The sequence below is a fragment of the Klebsiella sp. 64 genome (genome assembly GCF_018223915.1).
In the GTDB taxonomy this organism is placed as follows: Bacteria; Pseudomonadota; Gammaproteobacteria; order Enterobacterales; family Enterobacteriaceae; genus Klebsiella; species Klebsiella pneumoniae.
In genome coordinates this window covers 111,735-132,327 of sequence record NZ_JAGRQZ010000027.1, presented here as the reverse complement: position 1 = coordinate 132,327, position 20,593 = coordinate 111,735, and the positions used below count along the sequence as shown (strand labels likewise).

Annotated in this window: 16 protein-coding genes; 8 read left to right on the top strand and 8 right to left on the bottom strand. The window is 58.1% G+C overall.

The genetic code is table 11. The annotated features are described in order from the left end of the window. Positions 1-26: 26 nt before the first annotated feature. Entirely contained in the window at positions 27-155 is a 129-nt protein-coding gene (locus tag KHQ23_RS19340) for a hypothetical protein (protein ID WP_020806119.1), read from the bottom strand. A 1,532-nt stretch (positions 156-1,687) separates the two neighbouring features. Between KHQ23_RS19340 and KHQ23_RS19335 the strand changes: the two genes are divergently transcribed. Then, positions 1,688-2,314, top strand: coding sequence for a glutathione S-transferase family protein (locus tag KHQ23_RS19335; protein ID WP_032421143.1), 627 nt, complete (start codon positions 1,688-1,690; stop codon positions 2,312-2,314). A 2-nt stretch (positions 2,315-2,316) separates the two neighbouring features. On the opposite strand, the gene KHQ23_RS19330 is transcribed toward KHQ23_RS19335, so the two are convergent. Next, a complete protein-coding gene (locus KHQ23_RS19330) occupies positions 2,317-3,426 on the bottom strand; it encodes a PQQ-dependent sugar dehydrogenase (protein ID WP_004141981.1) in 1,110 nt (369 codons plus the stop codon). A gap of 115 nt (positions 3,427-3,541) precedes the next feature. After that, positions 3,542-3,925 carry a biofilm formation regulator BssR gene (gene bssR, locus KHQ23_RS19325; protein WP_004151712.1) on the bottom strand — a complete coding sequence of 128 codons (384 nt, stop codon included), beginning with the start codon at positions 3,923-3,925 and terminating at the stop codon, positions 3,542-3,544. A gap of 378 nt (positions 3,926-4,303) precedes the next feature. Here bssR and KHQ23_RS19320 point away from each other — a divergent pair, with 378 nt between their 5' ends. Then, entirely contained in the window at positions 4,304-5,545 is a 1,242-nt protein-coding gene (locus KHQ23_RS19320; RefSeq protein WP_004147732.1) for an oligosaccharide MFS transporter, read from the top strand. A gap of 232 nt (positions 5,546-5,777) precedes the next feature. Then, positions 5,778-7,103: a 30S ribosomal protein S12 methylthiotransferase RimO gene (gene rimO / locus KHQ23_RS19315; RefSeq protein ID WP_032421142.1), complete on the top strand. Its 1,326-nt coding sequence runs from the start codon at positions 5,778-5,780 to the stop codon at positions 7,101-7,103. A gap of 403 nt (positions 7,104-7,506) precedes the next feature. Here rimO and gsiD read toward each other — a convergent pair whose 3' ends face one another. From gsiD to iaaA, 5 genes are read right to left on the bottom strand one after another with little or no spacing between them, the layout of a single operon-like run. Then, positions 7,507-8,418, bottom strand: a complete 912-nt coding sequence (gene gsiD, locus KHQ23_RS19310) for a glutathione ABC transporter permease GsiD (RefSeq protein WP_004147729.1) — start codon at positions 8,416-8,418, stop codon at positions 7,507-7,509. Position 8,419: 1 nt separating this feature from the next. Continuing rightward, positions 8,420-9,340, bottom strand: a complete 921-nt coding sequence (gsiC, locus tag KHQ23_RS19305) for a glutathione ABC transporter permease GsiC (protein ID WP_211776815.1) — start codon at positions 9,338-9,340, stop codon at positions 8,420-8,422. 46 nt (positions 9,341-9,386) lie between these two features. Further along, the gene (gene gsiB / locus KHQ23_RS19300; RefSeq protein ID WP_047694521.1) at positions 9,387-10,928 is read right to left on the bottom strand and encodes a glutathione ABC transporter substrate-binding protein GsiB; all 1,542 of its coding nucleotides are present in this window, start codon (positions 10,926-10,928) and stop codon (positions 9,387-9,389) included. 32 nt (positions 10,929-10,960) lie between these two features. Further along, complete coding sequence (gene gsiA / locus KHQ23_RS19295) at positions 10,961-12,820, bottom strand: glutathione ABC transporter ATP-binding protein GsiA (RefSeq protein WP_032421141.1); 1,860 nt, start codon at positions 12,818-12,820, stop codon at positions 10,961-10,963. Between the two features lie 17 nt (positions 12,821-12,837). Continuing rightward, positions 12,838-13,779 (bottom strand): beta-aspartyl-peptidase, encoded by a 942-nt coding sequence (gene iaaA / locus KHQ23_RS19290; RefSeq protein ID WP_032421140.1) that lies wholly within the window; start codon positions 13,777-13,779, stop codon positions 12,838-12,840. A gap of 235 nt (positions 13,780-14,014) precedes the next feature. Between iaaA and moeA the strand changes: the two genes are divergently transcribed. The 5 genes from moeA to KHQ23_RS19265 all read left to right on the top strand — a co-directional run bounded on the left by moeA (position 14,015) and on the right by KHQ23_RS19265 (position 20,488). Further along, complete coding sequence (gene moeA, locus KHQ23_RS19285) at positions 14,015-15,250, top strand: molybdopterin molybdotransferase MoeA (RefSeq protein ID WP_032421139.1); 1,236 nt, start codon at positions 14,015-14,017, stop codon at positions 15,248-15,250. After that, a complete protein-coding gene (gene moeB / locus KHQ23_RS19280; protein ID WP_004141998.1) occupies positions 15,250-16,005 on the top strand; it encodes a molybdopterin-synthase adenylyltransferase MoeB in 756 nt (251 codons plus the stop codon). Before moeA ends, moeB begins: the two co-directional genes overlap by 1 nt. A 154-nt stretch (positions 16,006-16,159) precedes the next feature. Beyond that, positions 16,160-17,059 (top strand): glycyl-radical enzyme activating protein, encoded by a 900-nt coding sequence (locus KHQ23_RS19275; RefSeq protein ID WP_023287409.1) that lies wholly within the window; start codon positions 16,160-16,162, stop codon positions 17,057-17,059. A 4-nt stretch (positions 17,060-17,063) separates the two neighbouring features. After that, the gene (locus tag KHQ23_RS19270; RefSeq protein WP_029884008.1) at positions 17,064-19,496 is read left to right on the top strand and encodes a formate C-acetyltransferase/glycerol dehydratase family glycyl radical enzyme; all 2,433 of its coding nucleotides are present in this window, start codon (positions 17,064-17,066) and stop codon (positions 19,494-19,496) included. A 176-nt stretch (positions 19,497-19,672) separates the two neighbouring features. Continuing rightward, on the top strand, positions 19,673-20,488 hold the full coding sequence (locus KHQ23_RS19265; RefSeq protein WP_009485557.1) for a Cof-type HAD-IIB family hydrolase: 816 nt from the start codon (positions 19,673-19,675) through the stop codon (positions 20,486-20,488). Positions 20,489-20,593 lie beyond the last annotated feature (105 nt).

Below are 20,593 nucleotides of genomic sequence, written 5' to 3'. Positions count from 1 at the left end.
TGCTTGAGACGGTCATTACGCCCGTCTCAGGAAATTAGCAACAACGCCCGCACTTTTCTCTCCATCGGGCCTGCCTGATCGCCATGTTCAGCAGGGCTTCGATTGCCATAGCATTCCGCCGATGGAGGCGCAATCTCCTTGATAAAGGATATCAATCAGCTATCCCCTCTATACGCCACCATCAGGAATTGAGGTCAGGAAGGGAGAGCCTCCCGCTAATGATATGAATTATTCGCCCACTGGATAAGCAGGCAGACGGCTTTCCTGTTTTAGTCGGCATATCGGTAAAAGATAGTTTATCGGGCTATTTTCCCTTTCCGTATTACACAAGTAAGAAAAATAGCACATCGATAAGGATGGATTCCTGGTCATTAAATACAGTATAGTTTCCCCTGCAATCTTTATGGAAGCGGGTAGCTCACCCGCAGTTATTCCATAAATTAAGATTCGCATATTGTGTTGAAAATGGCATATCCCTTTATGCGTGTAATTACACCCCAGCCTGTCGCTGGGCTTTTTTTTTCAAGGCGACTCTGGATGGTGATAAATTTTACAAATACATTCATAACAGCGCATCCACAGCCGTGGCCTTTACAGAAGTATTGCTCTCAAAACCCCGGGCCGCTCTGATTCTGTTGCCCGTTATTAATCACGCCGGTTTGATGAAAAGGTTAACATCTCTTCCCGGGTAATCTCCTACCCTTCTCGTCCGATGCCATATCGAGCTCTACGACTCGCTCTTCCAGACTGCAGTACGCCAGTGCTTCTTTTATCCCTATTTCGTTTTGCAGGGATGTTTTGATAGCACCGCGATAGTATGCTGGCCATCCTTATCAGTCATTCATTTTAACCGCCTTTTTCAAATCCTTCCGGGGAAAGTAAAGTCCTCTACCAGGCTCTGCTCGTTTAACGCTATAGATTCAAATACTGATTATTGCATTATATACCACTTACCCCCGCCGTGATTACCCAGGTAAGATAAATAGCACAAAAGTAAGGGTGGATTCCTGGTTATTTAATACAGTATATTTCCCATGTAGTCTGTATGGAAGTTGATGGTTACCTTTGGTTAACCCATACTTCGAGACTCGAATATTATCTTGAGAACAGCATGCAACCCTGAGTAAATTTACTCCCCAGTGCCAGTCACTGGGTTTTTTTTGCTATTTTTCAGAATATCTTCCAGCCAGTCGGCGCCTCTCATGGTCTATTTTTTCTGGGTGAGATGAAAAAGATGTATATCCGATCGATAAAAACAACAGTTCATCCCTGTAAAAATATAATTCTTTCACTGACTTTCTATTTATTAATATTAACCTGTGTTCCTCAGATGATTGCGATGCAATAATCAGCATCAAATTATACCCTCAGGCGACATTGAGATTTTAACCGAGACGGAGAGGGAGCGTTTTTATAGATGCATGCATGATTTAAAGCTTTAATTATCAATAAGATACACCATATTCACGCCCTTTCCTTCGTAGCGTAACACCCTATAGATATTACTCCTGTAAAATAGTAAAAACACTTTCCGGGCCCTGTAACCCAGGAGTGCCCCTGGCTGAAGGGAGTAAGCATAAAAACCTTTAATAACAGCCAAATAAAAAAGCTTGCCGGATTTTTAACTTTATCCCAACATGATCGCCGATCGCGCTGCAACGGCAGTGAAACAAACTCAGGAGCGAAAATGATTACACTGTGGGGACGTAATAACTCGACCAACGTAAAGAAAGTACGCTGGGTGCTGGAGGAGCTGGAGCTGCCTTATCAGCAGATCCTCGCCGGGCTGGAGTTTGGTCTCAATCATGACCCGGAATATCTGGCGATGAACCCGAACGGGCTGGTGCCGTTGTTAAAGGACGATGCCACCGGGGTGGTATTGTGGGAATCAAATACGATTATTCGCTACCTGGCGGCCCAGTATGGCGTTGACCGTCTGTGGCTGGCCGCGCCGGCGCAGCGCGCGCAAGGGGAAAAGTGGATGGATTGGTCCAACGGCACCCTCTCACCCGCCCATCGCCCGGTATTAATGGGCCTGGTGAGAACGCCGCCGGAGCAGCGCGACCCGGCGGCCATCGCCGCGGGGATCAGCGCCTGCGAAGCGCTGTTCGCCATGCTGGATGACGAACTGGCCAAAATGCCGTGGCTCTCCGGCGAGCAGTTCGGCCTTGGCGATATTGCCGTCGCTCCCTTCGTCTACAATCTGTTGTCGATCCTCGACAGCTGGCAACCGCGGCCCCATCTGCAGCGCTGGTATCAGCAGATTAGCCAACGTCCTGCCTGGCGCGAAGTAGTGCAGATCCCGGTGACCTGAGGCTAAGCCTCGGGACTCAACCGCAATAGCTCGCCGTTAGACTCGTCGGTTAAAACGTACAGATAGCCGTCGGGTCCCACGCGAACATCGCGGATGCGTTTTCCGCGCGCCTCCAGTAATCTCCCCTCCTCGCGGACCTGATTACCGTCCACCGCCAGGACAATCAGCGATGTCTCCTTCAGCGCGCCGATAAACAGCTTATGCTGCCACTGGGGAAAGGTCGGCGCCGAATAAAAGGCCATCCCGCTCACCCCGGGAGAGACCGGCCAGACATACAGGGGAGGTTCGGTCCCCGGAACCGTTTTGCCTTTTGCTTCCGGAATGGGCAGGCCGCTGTAGTTAATACCGTGCGTCGCCAGCGGCCAGCCGTAATTTTTCCCCGCCTGCGGAATATTAATTTCATCTCCGCCGCGCGGGCCATGCTCGTTCAGCCACAGCGCCTCGCTCCAGGGATTCATCGCCATGCCCTGCGGATTACGGATGCCGTAAGCCCAGATCTCCGGCCTGGCGTCAGCCCGGCCGACAAAAGGGTTATCCGGCGGTACACCTCCGGTCTCCGTCAGGCGGACCACTTTCCCCTGCAGCTTGCTGAGATCCTGGGCGGTGGCGCGCTGATTATTTTCGCCCAGCCCGATAAACAAATATCCTTTGCCGTCGAACACCAGCCTGCCGCCAAAATGATTGCCGACGGAGAGCTTCGGCTGCTGGCGAAAGACCACGGTAAAGTTCGTCAGCTGCGTGGCATCCTCGCTCAACCGCCCATAGCCCACCGCGGTGCCCGCCTTACCGCTGGCGTCGCTTTCCGCATAGCTCAGCCACACCCGCCGCGACTGGGCGAAATCCGGGGCCAGCGCCACGTCCAGTAGGCCACCCTGGCCGTTGGCCCATACCTGCGGCACGCCGGCTATCGGCGCCGACAGACCTTTACCCGGCTGCCAGCGCTTGAGCTCGCCGCCGCGCAGGGTGATCAGTATGCCCTGATCGTCAGGCAGAAAGGCCATGCCCCACGGCTGGGCCAGCCGGTTTTGCAATACCTCCACCCGCACCGCGGCCTGGCTCAGGGCTGGTAGCGCTAAGGCGCTCAATATCAACAGCAGTGGGATCGGACGCATGGCATTCTCCTTTCGTCAGCTCTGGGCTAAAGGGTAGCCAGCGGGGAAATTTGCGCGGGGATTTTTACATAACCTTTAACAGGGGAAGCGTTCACTTCCCCTGGGTTTCAGCCGATCAGGCATGAGTGATTGGCGCCAATTTATTCAATTTATGAATATTTGAGGTCAATCCTGTCAGACAGCGTTCTAGCTTCTCTACGTTAACAGCGATGTATAGCGGACAATCATGATGCCCGCTCATCAGGCATAGTGCAGCGGCGGCGACCGATTCGCCGGCCAGGCGAAGGACATCCCTCTCCTCCGGTGAAATGGCATTCTGCAGGCGCGGCGCCTGCGCACGCATTTCACGGCAAAGCTCAAACAAGTTATCACGCAGATGGTCATTTTCGCTGACTGACATGTAGCCTTTGGCCTTTCGCAGTTGCAGATAGGCGTCAATATCGATATTGGCGTTAATAAGCTTCTGCAGAAGGTGGCGGTATAGTCTGTCAACGGTCATCACGGTTCCTCCTCTGTCGTCCTTTACCCTTTCCATAATACGGTTATTTTTTGTGCAAAATGATGCGCCAGGTCAATAATCCCCAGTTCTTTAACATCATTTACAATGTGGCAACTTTAACGCATTGTAGGGTGTATAACAAAAATAATGTTATACGATCACAATTAATTTCAGTCTGAAATTAATAAACAGAAAATGGCAATAAGAGACAAAATTAGTGCAGCAATGATCACAATACCTCATATGATCTGTTGCAGCATCGTCAATTAGGATGTCATAACAAATAATTAATGTAATACGTATAACATGCCAAAAAAACAGCGAACGCGGCCCGCGGATCGCTGACATTCTCTCTGCCCATTTGCAAGGAACTGAAACATGACGTCCGGTAAAAGAAACTACCTTCTGTTGAGTCTTTTCGATTTCCTCTACCTGTTCGCCTGGTCGTCGACCATGGCTTTCTTCGTTATCTGGACCACCCAGCATCTTGGCATCAGCGCCACGAAGACCGGGCTGCTTTACTCGGTCAACGCCTTTATCGCCCTGCTGATGCAGCCTTTCTTCGGCTTTATCTCTGACAAGTTCGGCCTGAAAAAACGGCTTATCTGGCTGCTGGTCGCCCTGCTCCTGCCGGTGGGCCCCTTCTTTATCTACGTTTACGCGCCGCTGCTGGTGCACAACTTTTGGTTTGGCGCCTTGCTGGGAGGGATCTATCTGGGGATCATCTTTAACTCCGGCTGCGGAGTAATCGACTCTTATATCGATAAGATTTCCCGGCGCTATCAGTTCGAATATGGTCGTGTGCGGATGTGGGGCTCGTTAGGCTGGGCAGCGGCGGCCTGGATTGTGGGTAAATATATCGACAGCAATCCTAATCTGGCCTTCTGGCTCGCCAGCCTCGCCATTGTCATCGCCGCCATCTGCTTTATGCTAACCAAAATTGAATTAACCGACGCCGATGTGGCGCGAAGCGAATCGCTGAAGGTCTCTCATGCCCTTGAGCTGGCGAAGAATGGTCAGTTCTGGATGCTGCTGCTCTTTACCCTGTTCGTCACGCAGATTTACGACACCTACGATCAGCAGTTTGCCCAGTACTTCTCGCTACAGTTCCCGACGCCGGAGGAAGGCAACCGCTGGTACGGGATCCTCGCGTCTATTCAGGTCTGCGGTGAAACCCTGTTCCTCTGCCTGATGCCATGGTTTGTTAACCGGACCGGCGCCAAATGGGCGCTGATCATCGCCGGGCTGATCATGTCGGTACGTATTGTCGGCTCAGCCGTGCCCCTCGGCCCGGTGTGGATTGGTGCGGTGAAAATGATGCATGCTCTGGAGAAGCCGTTGATTCTGGTATCGGTCTTTAAATTCATCGCCGCCAACTTCGACCACAAGCTCTCTTCGACGGTCTATTTGCTGGTGCTGTTCGTCGCCTCGATCGCCACCGCCATTTACTCTCCGCTGGCAGGCTATCTGTACGATACCATTGGCTTCGCCAACACCTATCTGATTCTCGGCAGCGTCGCCGGGCTCTTTACCCTGATCTCTATTTTCACGCTGCAGGATAAGCGCGAGCCGAAAAAAACCGGCGCCACCCCCTCCGCAGCCATTAACCCGGCGCAATAAGTCTCTGCCCGGCAGCCACGCCGGGCTTGAGCCGCCTGCGCGCGCGGCTTGTCAGAAGCGTGTCCCACCCCTCTGCTCCGGGGCGTGTGGGATCCGCTCTGGCGGTGGGGGGCGTAAAAGACAGGTCGGGGGCGCTTTTTCACCATTAACCGCGACGGAGCTATACTCTTTTTCGCAAAGATCTGTAGAATTCCTGCCCTGACCATTCCAATAATTGAACACTTTTTAAGCTATGAGCAATGTCACGCATCAGCCGAAAATCGGCTTCGTCTCCCTGGGCTGCCCGAAAAACCTCGTGGACTCAGAGCGTATCCTGACCGAACTGCGCACCGAAGGTTATGACGTCGTACCGACCTACGACAACGCCGATATGGTGATCGTTAACACCTGCGGCTTTATTGATAGCGCTGTGCAGGAATCGCTGGAAGCGATCGGCGAAGCGTTGAAAGAGAACGGCAAGGTAATCGTCACCGGCTGTCTCGGCGCGAAAGAGGATCAGATCCGCGAAGTGCATCCGAAGGTGCTGGAGATCACCGGTCCGCACAGCTATGAGCAGGTGCTGGAGCATGTCCATCATTATACGCCGAAGCCGAAGCACAACCCGTTCCTGAGCCTGGTGCCGGAACAGGGGGTTAAGCTGACGCCGCGCCACTACGCCTACTTAAAAATTTCTGAAGGCTGCAACCATCGCTGCACCTTCTGCATCATCCCGTCCATGCGTGGCGATCTGGTGAGCCGTCCGATTGGCGAAGTGCTGGCCGAAGCCAAACGCCTCGCTGACGCCGGCGTGAAAGAGCTGCTGGTGATTTCGCAGGACACCTCCGCCTACGGCGTCGACATCAAGCACCGCACCGGCTTCCACAACGGTATGCCGGTGAAGACCAGCATGGTCAGTCTGTGCGAAGAGCTGGCGAAGCTCGGCATCTGGGTGCGCCTGCACTATGTCTACCCGTACCCGCACGTTGACGATGTGATCCCGCTGATGGCGGAAGGCAAGATTCTGCCGTACCTCGATATTCCGCTGCAGCACGCCAGCCCGCGTATTCTGAAGCTGATGAAGCGTCCAGGTTCTGCGGACCGTCAGCTGGCGCGCATTAAGCAGTGGCGTGAAATTTGCCCGGATCTGACCCTGCGCTCCACTTTTATTGTGGGCTTCCCGGGCGAAACGGAAGAAGATTTCCAGATGCTGCTCGACTTCCTGAAAGAGGCGCGTCTCGACCGCGTCGGCTGCTTTAAGTACAGCCCGGTTGAAGGCGCTACCGCCAACGAGCTGGCGGACCAGGTGCCGGAAGAGGTGAAAGAAGAGCGCTGGAACCGCTTTATGCAGCTGCAGCAGCAGATCTCTGCCGAGCGTCTGCAGGAGAAAGTGGGGCGCGAAATCCTGGTGCTGGTAGATGAAGTTGATGAAGAAGGCGCTATCGGACGCAGCATGGCCGACGCTCCGGAAATCGACGGCGCGGTGTACCTGAACGGCGAAACCCGCGTTAAGCCGGGCGACGTGGTGCGGGTGAAAGTCGAGCACGCCGACGAATACGACCTGTGGGGTACCCGGGTCTAGTCCAGCTTCCCGGATAGCGGCTTAGCGCATTCCCCAGCCTACGGGGTCCTCCCGTAGGCTCCCCCCCCAGGTCCGCGCAAGCGCAGCGCCACGGGCAAGCATTGATTACCTTCCAGGCAGCCCTGTTGCGCCGTTATTTTGCTGCGCCATAAGAGACATAACGCAGACGATTAACCGGGAGCGCAAACTACGCTGAAGCCACAGATAACATAAAGGACTTTCCAGCGATGCTTCGCCTCACCCTGGCCCTCTCCCGGGAGGAGAGGGAACCGTCCGGCGGTCGTTTCCGCCTCACACCGCTCCCTGCGCCATGAGAGACCTAACGCAGAAAATTAACCGGAAGCGCAATGTGCGCTGAAGCCGCAGATAACATAAAGGACTCCCGGCGGAGCTTTCCCTCACCCTACCCCTTTAACTTCGGATCCAGCGCATCGCGCAGGCCATCTCCCAGCAGATTAAACGCCAGTACGGTCACGAAAATCGCCACCGCCGGAAAGAGCGCCACGTGCGGAGACATCACCATATCCGCCCGCGCTTCGTTGAGCATCGCGCCCCACTCCGGGGTGGGCGGCTGCGCGCCGAGGCCGAGAAACGACAGACTGGCCGCCGAAATAATCGATACCCCAATGCGCATGGTGAAATAAACCACGATCGATGACACCGTCCCCGGCAGAATATGGTTGAACAGAATGGTGGCGTCGCTGGCGCCGATGCTGCGCGCCGATTCAATAAAGGTCTGCTGCTTCAGAACCAGCGTATTGCCGCGCACCAGACGAGCAAACGCCGGGATCGAGAAGATCGCCACGGCGATGATCACGTTGGCCATCCCGCTGCCCATGACGGCGACCACCGCGATCGCCAGCAGGATCCCCGGAAAGGCGAACAACACGTCGCAAAGTCGCATAATGAGCCGGTCCCACCAGCCCTCATAGTAGCCAGCCAGCAGCCCAAGCACCGTGCCGATGGCCGCGCCAATCAGCACCGCCAGTACCCCGGCGGCCAGCGAGATCTGCGCCCCGACCAGCACCCGGCTGAAAATATCCCGTCCCAGGGAGTCGACTCCGAACCAGTGCACCAGCGAAGGCCCCTCGTTCAGACGGTCGTAGTCGAAATAATTTTCCGCATCATACGGCGCTATCCATGGGGCAACGATGGCTACCGCAATCAGCAACAGCACGAAAATACCAGCGCCCATCGCCACCGGCTGGCGACGAAAGCGCCGCCAGAACTCATGCCAGGGGGTATGGATCTCGCCGGGTCTGATGCCCGGCATGGCGTTCAGCGCCGCCTGCCTTCTCCAGTTAAGCAATCGCACCTTACTTATACCTGATAGCCGGGTTTATGGCCGCGTACAGCACATCCACCACTAAATTGATAAGAATAAACTCCAGCGAAAAGAGCAGCACTTCCGCCTGAATCACCGGGTAATCGCGCATCTCCACCGAATCGACCAGCAAGCGCCCAAGCCCCGGCCAGTTAAACACCTTCTCCACAACGATCGACCCGCCGAGCAGAAAGCCGAACTGCAGCCCCATCATGGTCACCACCGGGATCATCGCATTGCGCAGACCATGCTTGAGCACCACCCGCGTTTCGCTCACCCCCTTCGCCCGGGCGGTGCGCATATAGTCTTCATGCAGCACATCGACGAATGACGCGCGGGTAAAGCGCGCCATGACCGCCGCCACCGCCGCGCCAAGGGTCAACGACGGCAAAATATAGTGCCGCCAGCTGTCGGCCCCCACCGTCGGCAGCCAGCCCAGCTCAACCGAAAACACCTGCATCAGCAGCATACCAAGGGCAAAAGCCGGAAACGAAATACCGCTCACCGCCAGCGCCATTCCCAGACGGTCGGGCCAGCGATTGCGCCACACCGCGGCCGCAATCCCCGCCGCCATCACGAACAGTACCGCCCAGCTCATGCTGGCCAGCGTCAGCCACAGCGTGGGCATAAAGCGACTGGCTATCTCACTGGCAACGGGACGCCGCGAGGCCATGGAAATGCCAAAATCGCCGCGCAGCACGTTGGTGATGTAGTGCCAGAACTGGACATGCAGCGGCTGGTCAAGCCCCAGCTGCTGGCGCACCATCGCCACCACCTGGGCATCGGCCTCAGGTCCGGCAATCAGCCGCGCCGGGTCACCGGGCAGCATATGGACGAACAGAAACACCAGCACCGCGACGATAAGCAGAGTAGGGATCAGGCCCAGCAGGCGCTTAATCACATAATTCAGCATCGCTCCCTCCCATTCCGGGAGAGAGGACGCATGAAGATGAACATGATCACGGCGTCAGGTCCGCCTGTTCGAAGCTAAAGCCGGTATCCGGCTGGATATAGAAACCGGTGAGGTTCTTGCTGTGGGCGGAGACCAGTTTCTCGACCACCAGCGGCACCCACGGCGACTCTTTCCAGATAATATCCTGCGCCTCTTTATAGAGTTTGGTTTTCTGTTGCGGATCGGTGGTTTTCAGCGCCTCGCTCAGCGCGTTATCCACCTGCGGGTTGCTGTAAAACGCGGTATTAAACAGCGTCGGCGGCCAGTTTTGCGAGGCGAACAGCGGCGACAGCGCCCAGTCGGCTTCACCGGTGGAGGCGGACCAGCCGGTATAGAACATCCGTACCCCGCTCTCTTTCTGCCCTTTACCTTCCACTTCCGCCGCCCGCTGACCAGCGTCCATCGCCGTCACCTGCGCCTTAATCCCCACCTGCGCCAGCTGCTGCTGGGTGAACTGCAGTACTTTCTGAGCGGTGCTGTGATTATGTGATGACCACAGCGTGGTGCTGAAACCGTTAGGGTAGCCCGCCTCTTTCAGCAGCTGGCGCGCTTTCGCCGGATCGTATGGCCAGGCGGTGTAGGTCTGGGCATAGGCGATCGACGGCGGCACCACTCCGGTCGCCGGGGTGGCGTAGCCGGCGAACGCTACCTTCACCAGCGCCTGAGGGTTAATCGCATAGTTGATGGCTTCCCGTACCTTCGGATTATCGAACGGCTTCTGCGTCACGTTCATGCTGATGTAGCGCTGCATGATCGACGGGCTGGCCACCAGCTCCAGTTTGCTGTTTTTCGCCAGCAGCGGCGCCTGTTCGTAAGGGATCGGGAAGGCGAACTGCGCCTCGCCGGTCTGCAGCATCGCCGCCCGGGTATTGTTATCCACCACCGGACGCCAGGTGATAGAATCCAGCTTTGGCAGCCCCGGCTGCCAGTACCCATCGAACTTGCTGACCTTCACAAAATCCGTCTGGTTCCAGGTGTCGAGCTTATACGGCCCGGTGCCCACCGGGTGGAAGCCGATATCCTTACCATATTTTTTCAGCGCCGCCGGCGAAATCATCGCTGTCGCCGGATGGGCGAGAATGTTAATAAACGCCGAGAAGGGCTGCTTCAGGGTAATTTTGACCGTAGTCGGATCGACCGCCTCGGTACTGGCAATATTTTTATACAGGTTATAGCGCTTGAGATGGTTATCCGGGTTACTCGCGCGATCGAGGTTAGCCTTTACCGCCTCAGCGTTAAAGTCAGTGCCATCCTGGAATTTCACCCCGCTGTGCAGCTTAATGGTGTACACCAGGCCGTCCGGTGACACGGTATAGCTCTCAGCAAGAACGTTTTGCAGCTTCATCTCTTTATCAAGGCCGAACAGGCCTTGATAAAAGGACTTCGCCACCGCCTGCGACAGGGTATCGTTGGCATCATAGGGGTCGAGGGTCGTGAAGTTAGACCCGACCGCCACCACCACATCTTTGGCGGCAAAGGCGGGAGCGCTCGCCAGGGCTGCCGCGATACTCAGCGCCAGCCACCATTTGCGTGAAACAGGTTGTGTCATCGTGTTCTCCTGAAAAGATGCGTTATGTGTTGTTATGTTCTGCCCAGCACATCGGCGGATTCGCGGGCGACGAAGTGGCCCGGCCCGACCTGCTGCAACGGCACGCTGGCGATCTCCTCGCCCCGCTTATAAATATTGCCCGGGACGTCATCAGACAGCAGGACCCGCTGCGGATGACGGTGGCCCGGGTCGGCCACCGGTACGGCGGCCATGAGCTTACGGGTATAGGGGTGCTGCGGGTTTTCAAACACCGCGCGGCGCGGGCCTATTTCGACAATGCGACCGCGATACATCACCGCCACGCGGTGGCTGATGCGCTCCACCACCGCCATATCATGGGAAATAAACAGAAACGCGATGCCCATCTCGCGCTGCAGGTCGAGCATCAGATTGATAATCTGCGCCCGAATGGAGACATCCAGGGCCGACACCGACTCGTCGGCTATCACCACCTTCGGATTCAGCGCCAGCGCGCGGGCAATGCAGATCCGCTGCCGCTGGCCGCCGGAAAAGGCATGGGGATAGCGCCAGGCATGCTCCGGCTGCAACCCCACGCGCTTCAGCAGCCAGGCGACCCGCTCACGCGCTGCTTCCCCACGCAGCAGGCCATGCACCCGCAGCGGCTCCATAATCGAATCGCCGACCGTCTGACGCGGATCAAGCGAGGCGTAAGGATCCTGAAAAATAAACTGAATATTGCGCCGCAGAGCCTGCAGCTTGCCGCCGGCGAGGGTATCGATCCGCTGACCGTCGAAGGTAATGGTGCCTCCCTGGGTCTCTACCAGCCTCAGCAGCGCCCGGCCGGTGGTCGACTTGCCGCAGCCGGACTCGCCCACCAGCGACAGGGTCTCTCCCGGCCAGAGATCAAAACTGACCTTCTCCACCGCATGTACTTCGCGCGTCACGCGATTGAGCAGCCCGCCGCGCACCGGAAAACGGGCCACCAGGTCACGCACCTGCAGGATCGGCTCGCCGGCGACTACCGTATCGGGCGTTTCGCTCTCCGCCAGCGACTGGCCCGGCAGCGGAAAACGGCGCGGCAGATCCTGGCCACGCATCTCCCCCAGCCGCGGGACCGCCGCCAGCAGCGACTGCGTATACGGGTGCTGCGGCGAACGAAAGATCTCCTCAACGCTGCCGGTCTCTACCGCCTCACCGCGATACATCACCAGCACCCGATCGGCGATATCGGCCACGACGCCCATATCGTGGGTGATAAAGATCACCCCCATCGCCATCTCCTTTTGCAGGACGGCAATGAGTTGCAGAATTTGCGCCTGGATGGTGACATCCAGCGCCGTGGTTGGCTCATCGGCTATCAACACCGCCGGCCGACAGGAGAGCGCCATGGCGATCATCACCCTCTGGCGCATGCCGCCGGAGAGCTGGTGCGGATAGCGCGAGAGCATCTCTTCCGCCTGGGGAATACGCACCTGATCGAGCATCTTTTTCGCCGCGCGCAGCGCCTCTTCGCGCCCCAACCCCTGGTGCAGGCGCAGGGATTCGGCAATCTGCTCGCCGATGGTAAAAACCGGATTCAGCGAGGTCATCGGCTCCTGAAAAATCATGGCCAGATCCGCGCCGCGCACCCGGCGCATCTCAGCGTCCGTTTGCTCATTGAGCGCGATCACCTGCCGGTTACGCCGCCGCAACCACAGCCCCTCGCTGTTCACCTCGCTGCTGGCCGCGTCTAGCAGACGCATCAGCGCCAGCGCGGTCACCGATTTTCCCGAACCGGACTCACCCACTATCGCCAGCGTCTCGCCGCGGCGCAGGCTGAAGGAAAGCTGACGCACGGCCTGCACCTCCGGCGCATCCTGCTGGCGGAACGCCACGTTCAGGTTGCGCACCACCAGCACTTCGCAGGTATCGGTTTCGTGAGTTTGCGACACTCGCCCTCTCCCTTGTTCTATTCGCGATAAATGCCAATGGTCGGCGTATCGCCGGCATAGCACCAGGCGCGGTACATGCCTTCACTGTTAAACGGTAAAACGACGTTGCCTTCGCGATCGACGGCTATCAGCCCGCCGTTGCCGCCGAGAGCCGGCAGTTTCTCCATCACCACCCGCTCGCAGGCGGAATAGAGACTGAGCTGCCCATACTCCATCAGGGCGGCGATATCGTAGGCCGCCAGGGTGCGCATAAAGACTTCGCCGGTGCCGGTACAGGAGACCGCCACGCTGGCATTATTGGCATAACACCCCGCGCCCGGCAGCGGGCTGTCGCCGACGCGTCCGGGCAGTTTGTTGGTCATGCCGCCGGTGGAGGTCGCCGCCGCCAGATTGCCGGCCAGATCGAGCGCCACCGCGCCGACGGTGCCCATTTTCTGGCGTTCGTCAAGGGGAGCGGCGTGGTGGTCGAGGATAATCTCCCCGCCCGCTTTCGCCTCCTGCAGCTGCAGCAGCCTTTCAGGAGTGGAAAAGAGATCGTTATCCACGCGCGCCATCCCGTGGGAGATGGCAAAATTTTCCGCCCCCTCGCCGATCAGTAATACGTGCGGACTCTTCTCCAGCACCAGACGCGCCGCCAGCACCGGATTACGCAAATGTTTGACCCCGGCTACCGCGCCCGCCTGCAGGCTGTAGCCGTCCATTACGCAGGCGTCCAGCTCGTGGGTTTGATCGCGGGTAAATACCGCGCCCATTCCGGCGTTGAACAACGGACACTCCTCCAGCAGCCGAACGGCCTCGGTCACGGCATCCAGCGCGCTGGCGCCCGCGGCCAACATTTTCTGCCCGCTTTCGACGATAGTCGACAGCGCCGCCACATACTCTCGCTCCCGCTCCGGCGTCATTTGCGCGCGAGAAATCGCCCCTGCGCCGCCGTGAATTGCTATAACCGCCTTGCCCATTTCGCCAGTCCTTAACGATGAAGTGGATCGCCCCTGCCCTGTCGTACCGCGGCGCGGCGCCGGTCACGTCATGAATAAGGGTATTGATATCATTATATTGCTGAATGTCTTATACAATTTTTGAATATAGAAAGAGCGGCGGGCGATGTAAAGCCTCGTACCCAGGTGGCATACAGCCCGCGCCGCTTTTCTGCCATAATAGGCGTTTTCGCTGTTTTGCCCGCAGGAGTGACCCATGGATTTTACCGCCGGACTGATGCCGCTCGACACAGCCCTCGCCCAGATGCTCGATCGTATTACGCCGCTGAACGCGACGGAAACTGTACCGCTGTTGCAGGCCTTCTCGCGTGTGACCGCCCATGACATCGTCTCCCCGCTGGATGTGCCCGGCTTTGATAACGCGGCGATGGATGGCTATGCCGTCCGGCTGAACGACCTTCGCGACGGCGCGGCGCTGCCGGTCGCCGGTAAGGCCTTCGCCGGCCAGCCGTTCAACGACGCCTGGCCGTCGGGCACCTGTATCCGCATCATGACCGGCGCGCCGGTGCCGGAAGGCTGCGATGCGGTGGTGATGCAGGAAGAGACTGAACAGACCGAGGCCGGCGTGCGCTTTATCGCGCCGGTAAAAGCCGGGCAGCATATTCGCCGCCGCGGAGAAGATATTGCCCACGGCGCGGTGGTCTTCCCGGCGGGGACACCCCTGACGGTGGCCGAGCTGCCGGTGCTGGCCTCGCTGGGCATTGCCGAGGTCGAGGTGGTGCGCAAGGTACGCGTCGCGGTCTTCTCAACCGGCGATGAGCTGCAGCAGCCGGGTCAACCGCTCGGCGACGGCCAGATTTACGATACCAACCGCCTGGCAGTGCACCTGATGCTGCAGCAGTTGGGCTACGAGGTCATTAACCTCGGCATTATTCCTGACGACCCGGCGAAGCTGCGCGACGCCTTTATCGCCGCCGACCAGCAGGCCGATGTGGTCATTAGCTCAGGCGGCGTCTCGGTGGGTGAAGCCGATTACACCAAAACTATCCTCGAAGAGCTGGGGGAGATCGGCTTCTGGAAGCTGGCGATTAAGCCGGGGAAACCCTTCGCCTTCGGCAAGCTCAGCAGCAGCTGGTTCTGCGGCCTGCCGGGTAACCCGGTGTCTGCCACCGTCACCTTCTGTCAGCTGGTGCAACCCCTGCTGGCGAAACTCTCGGGCAAGCACGGCCCGCTTCAGGCGCCCCGCCTGCGGGTCCGCGCCGCCACGCGCCTGAAAAAGTCGCCTGGCCGCCTCGATTTTCAGCGCGGTATTCTGCAGCGCAACCCGGACGGCGAACTGGTGGTGAACACCACCGGCCATCAGGGCTCGCACATTTTCAGCTCCTTCAGCCTCGGCAACTGCTTTATCGTGCTGGAGCGTGAGCGCGGCCATGTTGAAGCAGGCGAATGGGTCGAGGTCGAACCCTTCAGTCACCTGTTTGGGGGGCTGTAATGACCGTTGAGCTGAGCGATGAAGAGATGCTGCGCTATAACCGGCAGATCGTCTTGCGCGGTTTTGATTTTGACGGCCAGGAGCGGTTAAAAGCCGCTCGCGTGCTGGTGGTCGGCCTCGGCGGGCTCGGCTGCGCCGCCGCGCAGTATCTGGCCGCCGCCGGGGTCGGGCAGCTCACCCTGCTCGATTTCGACACTGTCTCGCTCTCCAACCTGCAGCGCCAGACGCTGCACAGCGACGCCACCCTCGGCCAGCCGAAGGTGGATTCCGCCCGCGAGGCGCTGGCGCGCATTAACCCGCACGTCCGTCTGGTCCCGCTCAATGCCTTGCTGGATGAGACCGCGCTGGCGGCGCAGATTGCCGATCACGATCTGGTGCTCGACTGCACCGACAACGTCGCCATTCGCAACCAGCTTAACGTCGGCTGCTTTCAGCACAAAACCCCGCTGGTCTCCGGAGCGGCGATCCGTATGGAGGGGCAAATCAGCGTCTTTACCTATCAGGATGGCGAACCCTGCTACCGCTGCCTGAGCCGTCTGTTCGGCGAAAATGCCCTCACCTGCGTCGAAGCCGGGGTAATGGCCCCGCTGGTGGGCACCATTGGTTCGCTGCAGGCGATGGAGGCGATTAAGCTGCTGAGCGGCTACGGCACCCCTGCCAGCGGAAAAATCGTCATCTACGATGCCATGACCTGCCAGTTTCGCGAAATGAGGCTGATGCGTCACCCGCAGTGCGAGGTATGCGGCTCGCACTGACCCTCACACCGGCGACGAGAGTCGCCGGTGTTTTTGTGACCGCTCTCGTTATTTTCTCCTCTCTGACTTATCCCCATCCCGCTTGTTGATTTGCGTCAACATAACTTTCATTCGAAAGTGTTTTTATATTCATACGCAAACAAGAGGATAAGCCATGATCTTCAACATCCAGCGCTATTCCACCCATGACGGCCCAGGGATCCGCACCGTCGTCTTCCTGAAAGGCTGCTCGCTGGGCTGCCGCTGGTGCCAGAACCCGGAGAGCCGCGCCCGTAGCGAAGATCTGCTGTATGACTCGCGGCTGTGCCTGGCCGGCTGCGAGCTGTGCCAGCAGGCGGCGCCGGCGGTTATCACCCGCACCCTCGATGGCCTGATCATTCACCGGCAAAACGTTAACGACAGCCATATCGCCGCGCTGCGCGACTGCTGCCCCACCACCGCGCTCACGGTGTGCGGCGAGGAGAAGAGCGTCGAGGAGATCATGGCGACGGTGCTGCGTGATAAACCATTCTACGATCGCAGCGGCGGCGGCATCACTCTTTCCGGCGGCGAACCCTTTATGAACCCAACGCTGGCGCAAGCGCTGTTCGAAGCCAGTCATCAGGCAGGCATTCACTCCGCCGTGGAAACCTGCCTGCACGTGCCGTGGAAATACATTGAACCGTCTTTACCCTTTGTCGACCTGTTTCTCGCCGATCTGAAGCACGTTGACGAGGCCGTTTTTCAGCAGTGGACCGACGGCAGCGCCCGCCGGGTGCTGGATAACCTGCAGCGTCTGGCGCAGGCGGGGAAAAAAATGATAATTCGCGTGCCGTTGATCCAGGGATTCAACGCCAGCGAAGCCGACATTGCCGCGATCACCGATTTTGCCGCCGATCGCCTGCAGGTCAGCGAGATCCATTACCTGCCGTACCACACGCTGGGAATGAACAAATACCAGTTACTCAGTCAGCCCTACACCGCACCGGACAAACCGCTGGACGCTCCTGAGCTGCTCGCCTTCGCGCAGGATTATGCGCAAAGCAAGGGGCTAACGGCGATATTACGAGGATAACCCTATGACTACCCTGAAGCTCAACACCCTCAGCGCCCGTATCCAGGCCCATAAAATGGCGCTGGTGCATATCGTCAAGCCGCCGGTCTGTACCGAGCGCGCCCGCCACTATACGGAGATGTATCAGCGGCATCTCGATAAACCGATCCCGGTGCGCCGCGCGCTGGCGCTGGCTCACCACCTGGCGGAGCGCACCATCTGGATCAAGCACGATGAGCTGATCGTCGGTAACCAGGCCAGCGAAGTGCGCGCCGCGCCTATTTTCCCGGAATACACCGTCAGCTGGATTGAGAAAGAGATCGACGATCTCGCCGACCGCCCCGGCGCCGGCTTCTCGGTCAGCGAGGAGAATAAACGCGTATTGCATGAAGTGTGCCCATGGTGGCGCGGCCAGACCGTACAAGACCGCTGCTACGGTATGTTCACCGATGAGCAAAAGGCGCTGCTCGCCACCGGCATTATTAAGGCGGAAGGCAATATGACCTCCGGGGATGCTCACCTCGCGGTCAACTACCCCTTGCTGCTGGAGAAAGGGCTCGACGGAATGCGTGCGAAAGTCGCCGAACGCCGCTCGCGTATCAATTTGACGGTACTGGAAGACCTGCACGGCGAGCAGTTCCTGAAAGCGATTGATATCGTGCTGGAAGCGGTCAGCGATCACAGCAAACGCTTCGCCGCGCTGGCGCGCGAGATGGCGACAGCAGAATCCCGCGAAACACGCCGCCACGAACTGCTGACGATTGCCGAAAACTGCGACGTCATCGCCCATGAGCCGCCGAAAACCTTCTGGCAGGCGCTGCAGCTGTGCTACTTCATTCAACTTATCCTGCAGATTGAATCCAATGGCCATTCGGTATCCTTTGGCCGTATGGACCAGTACCTCTACCCGTACTACCGCCGCGACGTTGAGTTGCAACAGTCGCTGGATCGCGAACAGGCCATTGAGCTGCTGCACAGCTGCTGGCTGAAGCTGCTGGAGGTCAATAAGATCCGTTCCGGCTCGCACTCCAAAGCCTCTGCCGGCAGCCCGCTATACCAGAACGTCACCATCGGCGGCCAGAATCTGGTGGATGGTAAGCCGCAGGACGCGGTCAACCCGCTGTCGTATGCGATCCTGGAATCCTGCGGTCGCCTGCGTTCTACCCAGCCGAACCTCAGCGTGCGCTACCACGCCGGGATGAGCAACGACTTCCTCGACGCCTGCGTCCAGGTGATCCGCTGCGGTTTCGGCATGCCGGCGTTTAACAACGATGAAATCGTCATCCCGGAATTCATTAAGCTGGGCATTGAGCCGCAGGACGCCTACGATTACGCGGCTATCGGCTGTATCGAAACCGCGGTCGGCGGTAAGTGGGGCTACCGCTGTACCGGCATGAGCTTTATTAACTTCGCGCGGGTGATGCTGGCGACGCTGGAAGGCGGCCGCGATGCCACCAGCGGTCAGGTGTTCCTGCCGCAGGAGCACGCCCTGTCGAAAGGCAACTTCGCTAACTTCGATCAGGTGCTGGCCGACTGGGACCGCCAGATTCGTTACTACACCCGTAAATCCATCGAGATTGAGTACGTGGTCGATACCATGCTGGAAGAGAACGTCCACGATATTCTCTGCTCGGCGCTGGTCGATGACTGCATCGAACGGGCGAAAAGCATTAAGCAAGGCGGCGCGAAGTATGACTGGGTTTCCGGCCTGCAGGTGGGTATCGCCAACCTCGGCAACAGCCTCGCGGCGGTGAAAAAACTGGTCTTCGATCAGGGCGCCATCGGCCAGCAGGAGCTGGCGAAGGCGCTGGCGGAAGATTTCGACGGTCTGACCCACGAGCAGCTGCGCCAGCGGTTGATCAACGGCGCGCCGAAGTATGGTAACGATGATGACAGCGTCGACGAGTTGCTGGCGCGGGCCTACCAGACCTATATCGACGAGCTGAAGCAGTATCACAACCCGCGCTATGGCCGCGGCCCGATTGGCGGCAATTATTACGCTGGCACCTCCTCTATTTCCGCTAACGTCCCGTTCGGCGCGCAGACCATGGCGACGCCGGATGGCCGTAAAGCGCATACCCCGCTGGCGGAAGGGGCCAGCCCGGCCTCCGGTACCGATCATCTGGGGCCGACGGCGGTTATCAGTTCGGTGGGCAAGCTGCCGACCGGGGCGATCCTCGGCGGCGTGCTGCTTAATCAGAAGCTGAATCCGTCAACGCTGGAGAACGAGTCCGATAAGCAGAAGCTGATGGTGCTGCTGCGCACTTTCTTCGAGGTGCACAAAGGCTGGCATATCCAGTACAACATCGTGTCGCGCGACACGCTGCTGGAAGCCAAGAAACATCCTGACCAGTACCGCGATTTAGTGGTCCGCGTCGCTGGATACTCGGCGTTCTTCACCGCCCTGTCGCCGGATACCCAGGACGATATTATCGCCCGTACCGAACATACGCTGTAATCCTTCGTGCCCGCTGGCGCTATGCTTAGCGGGCCAACCCTGTTCTGCAGGCCGGAAAAGACATGCCCTTCCGGCATTTTCTGAATGCCTGAACTTTCATTCGAAATAAATTTGTGCTCCTCATCACATTGTAATTAGAATGTTACTGGTCGAAGTTAAGCCAGGAGCACTCTCTTATGACCGTTAAAGTTATCGTCACCGATATGGACGGAACTTTTCTCAATGACGCCAAAACCTACGATCGCTCACGGTTTCTGGCGCAATTCGCCCAGTTGCAGCAGCGCGGCATTGAATTTGTTGTCGCCAGCGGCAACCAGTACTATCAGTTGATCTCCTTCTTCCCGGAGATCCGCGAGCAGATTTCGTTCGTCGCAGAAAACGGCGCTCTGGTTTATGAACATGGCAAGCAGCTGTTCCACGGCGAACTGACCCGCCACGAATCACAAGTGGTGATTGGCGAATTGCTCAAAGATCCGCAGCTCAACTTTGTCGCCTGCGGCCTGCAGAGCGCCTACGTCAGCGATAAAGCTCCGGACGCCTTTGTTGAGCTGATGTCGAAGCACTACCATCGCCTACAGCGGGTGAGCGACTATCACGCCATCGACGATACGCTGTTTAAATTCTCTCTCAACCTGCCGGACAGCGAGATCCCACAGCTGATTGATAAACTGCACGTGTCGCTCGACGGCATCATGAAGCCGGTCACCAGCGGCTTTGGCTTTGTCGATTTGATTATCCCTGGCCTGCATAAAGCCAACGGCATCAGCCGTTTGCTCAAGCGCTGGGATCTTTCGCCGCAGCAATGCGTCGCCATCGGCGACAGCGGCAATGACGCCGAAATGCTGAAGCTGGTGAAATACGCTTTCGCCATGGGTAACGCTGCCGACAGCATCAAGGCCATCGCCGGCTACGCTACCGACGATAATAACCATGACGGCGCGCTGAACGTTATCCAGGCCGTCCTCGATAACACCCCGCCCTTCAACGCCTGACCCTTCGCCGGGGCATCGCGCCCCGGTTTTCCATTTTGTGCGCCGCAGCAAGATTTTAAACTTGCATTAACTCCATTTTAACTTAAATTAACGTGTGTAAGATTT

Excerpts from the sequence above, each read along its gene's own strand:
- KHQ23_RS19335 (WP_032421143.1), top strand. The coding sequence starts at position 1,688 with ATGATTACACTGTGGGGACGTAATAACTCGACCAACGTAAAGAAAGTA.
- KHQ23_RS19330 (WP_004141981.1), bottom strand. The coding sequence starts at position 3,426 with ATGCGTCCGATCCCACTGCTGTTGATATTGAGCGCCTTAGCGCTACCA.
- bssR (WP_004151712.1), bottom strand. The coding sequence starts at position 3,925 with ATGACCGTTGACAGACTATACCGCCACCTTCTGCAGAAGCTTATTAAC.
- KHQ23_RS19320 (WP_004147732.1), top strand. The coding sequence starts at position 4,304 with ATGACGTCCGGTAAAAGAAACTACCTTCTGTTGAGTCTTTTCGATTTC.
- rimO (WP_032421142.1), top strand. The coding sequence starts at position 5,778 with ATGAGCAATGTCACGCATCAGCCGAAAATCGGCTTCGTCTCCCTGGGC.
- gsiC (WP_211776815.1), bottom strand. The coding sequence starts at position 9,340 with ATGCTGAATTATGTGATTAAGCGCCTGCTGGGCCTGATCCCTACTCTG.
- gsiB (WP_047694521.1), bottom strand. The coding sequence starts at position 10,928 with ATGACACAACCTGTTTCACGCAAATGGTGGCTGGCGCTGAGTATCGCG.
- iaaA (WP_032421140.1), bottom strand. The coding sequence starts at position 13,779 with ATGGGCAAGGCGGTTATAGCAATTCACGGCGGCGCAGGGGCGATTTCT.
- moeA (WP_032421139.1), top strand. The coding sequence starts at position 14,015 with ATGGATTTTACCGCCGGACTGATGCCGCTCGACACAGCCCTCGCCCAG.
- moeB (WP_004141998.1), top strand. The coding sequence starts at position 15,250 with ATGACCGTTGAGCTGAGCGATGAAGAGATGCTGCGCTATAACCGGCAG.
- KHQ23_RS19275 (WP_023287409.1), top strand. The coding sequence starts at position 16,160 with ATGATCTTCAACATCCAGCGCTATTCCACCCATGACGGCCCAGGGATC.
- KHQ23_RS19270 (WP_029884008.1), top strand. The coding sequence starts at position 17,064 with ATGACTACCCTGAAGCTCAACACCCTCAGCGCCCGTATCCAGGCCCAT.
- KHQ23_RS19265 (WP_009485557.1), top strand. The coding sequence starts at position 19,673 with ATGACCGTTAAAGTTATCGTCACCGATATGGACGGAACTTTTCTCAAT.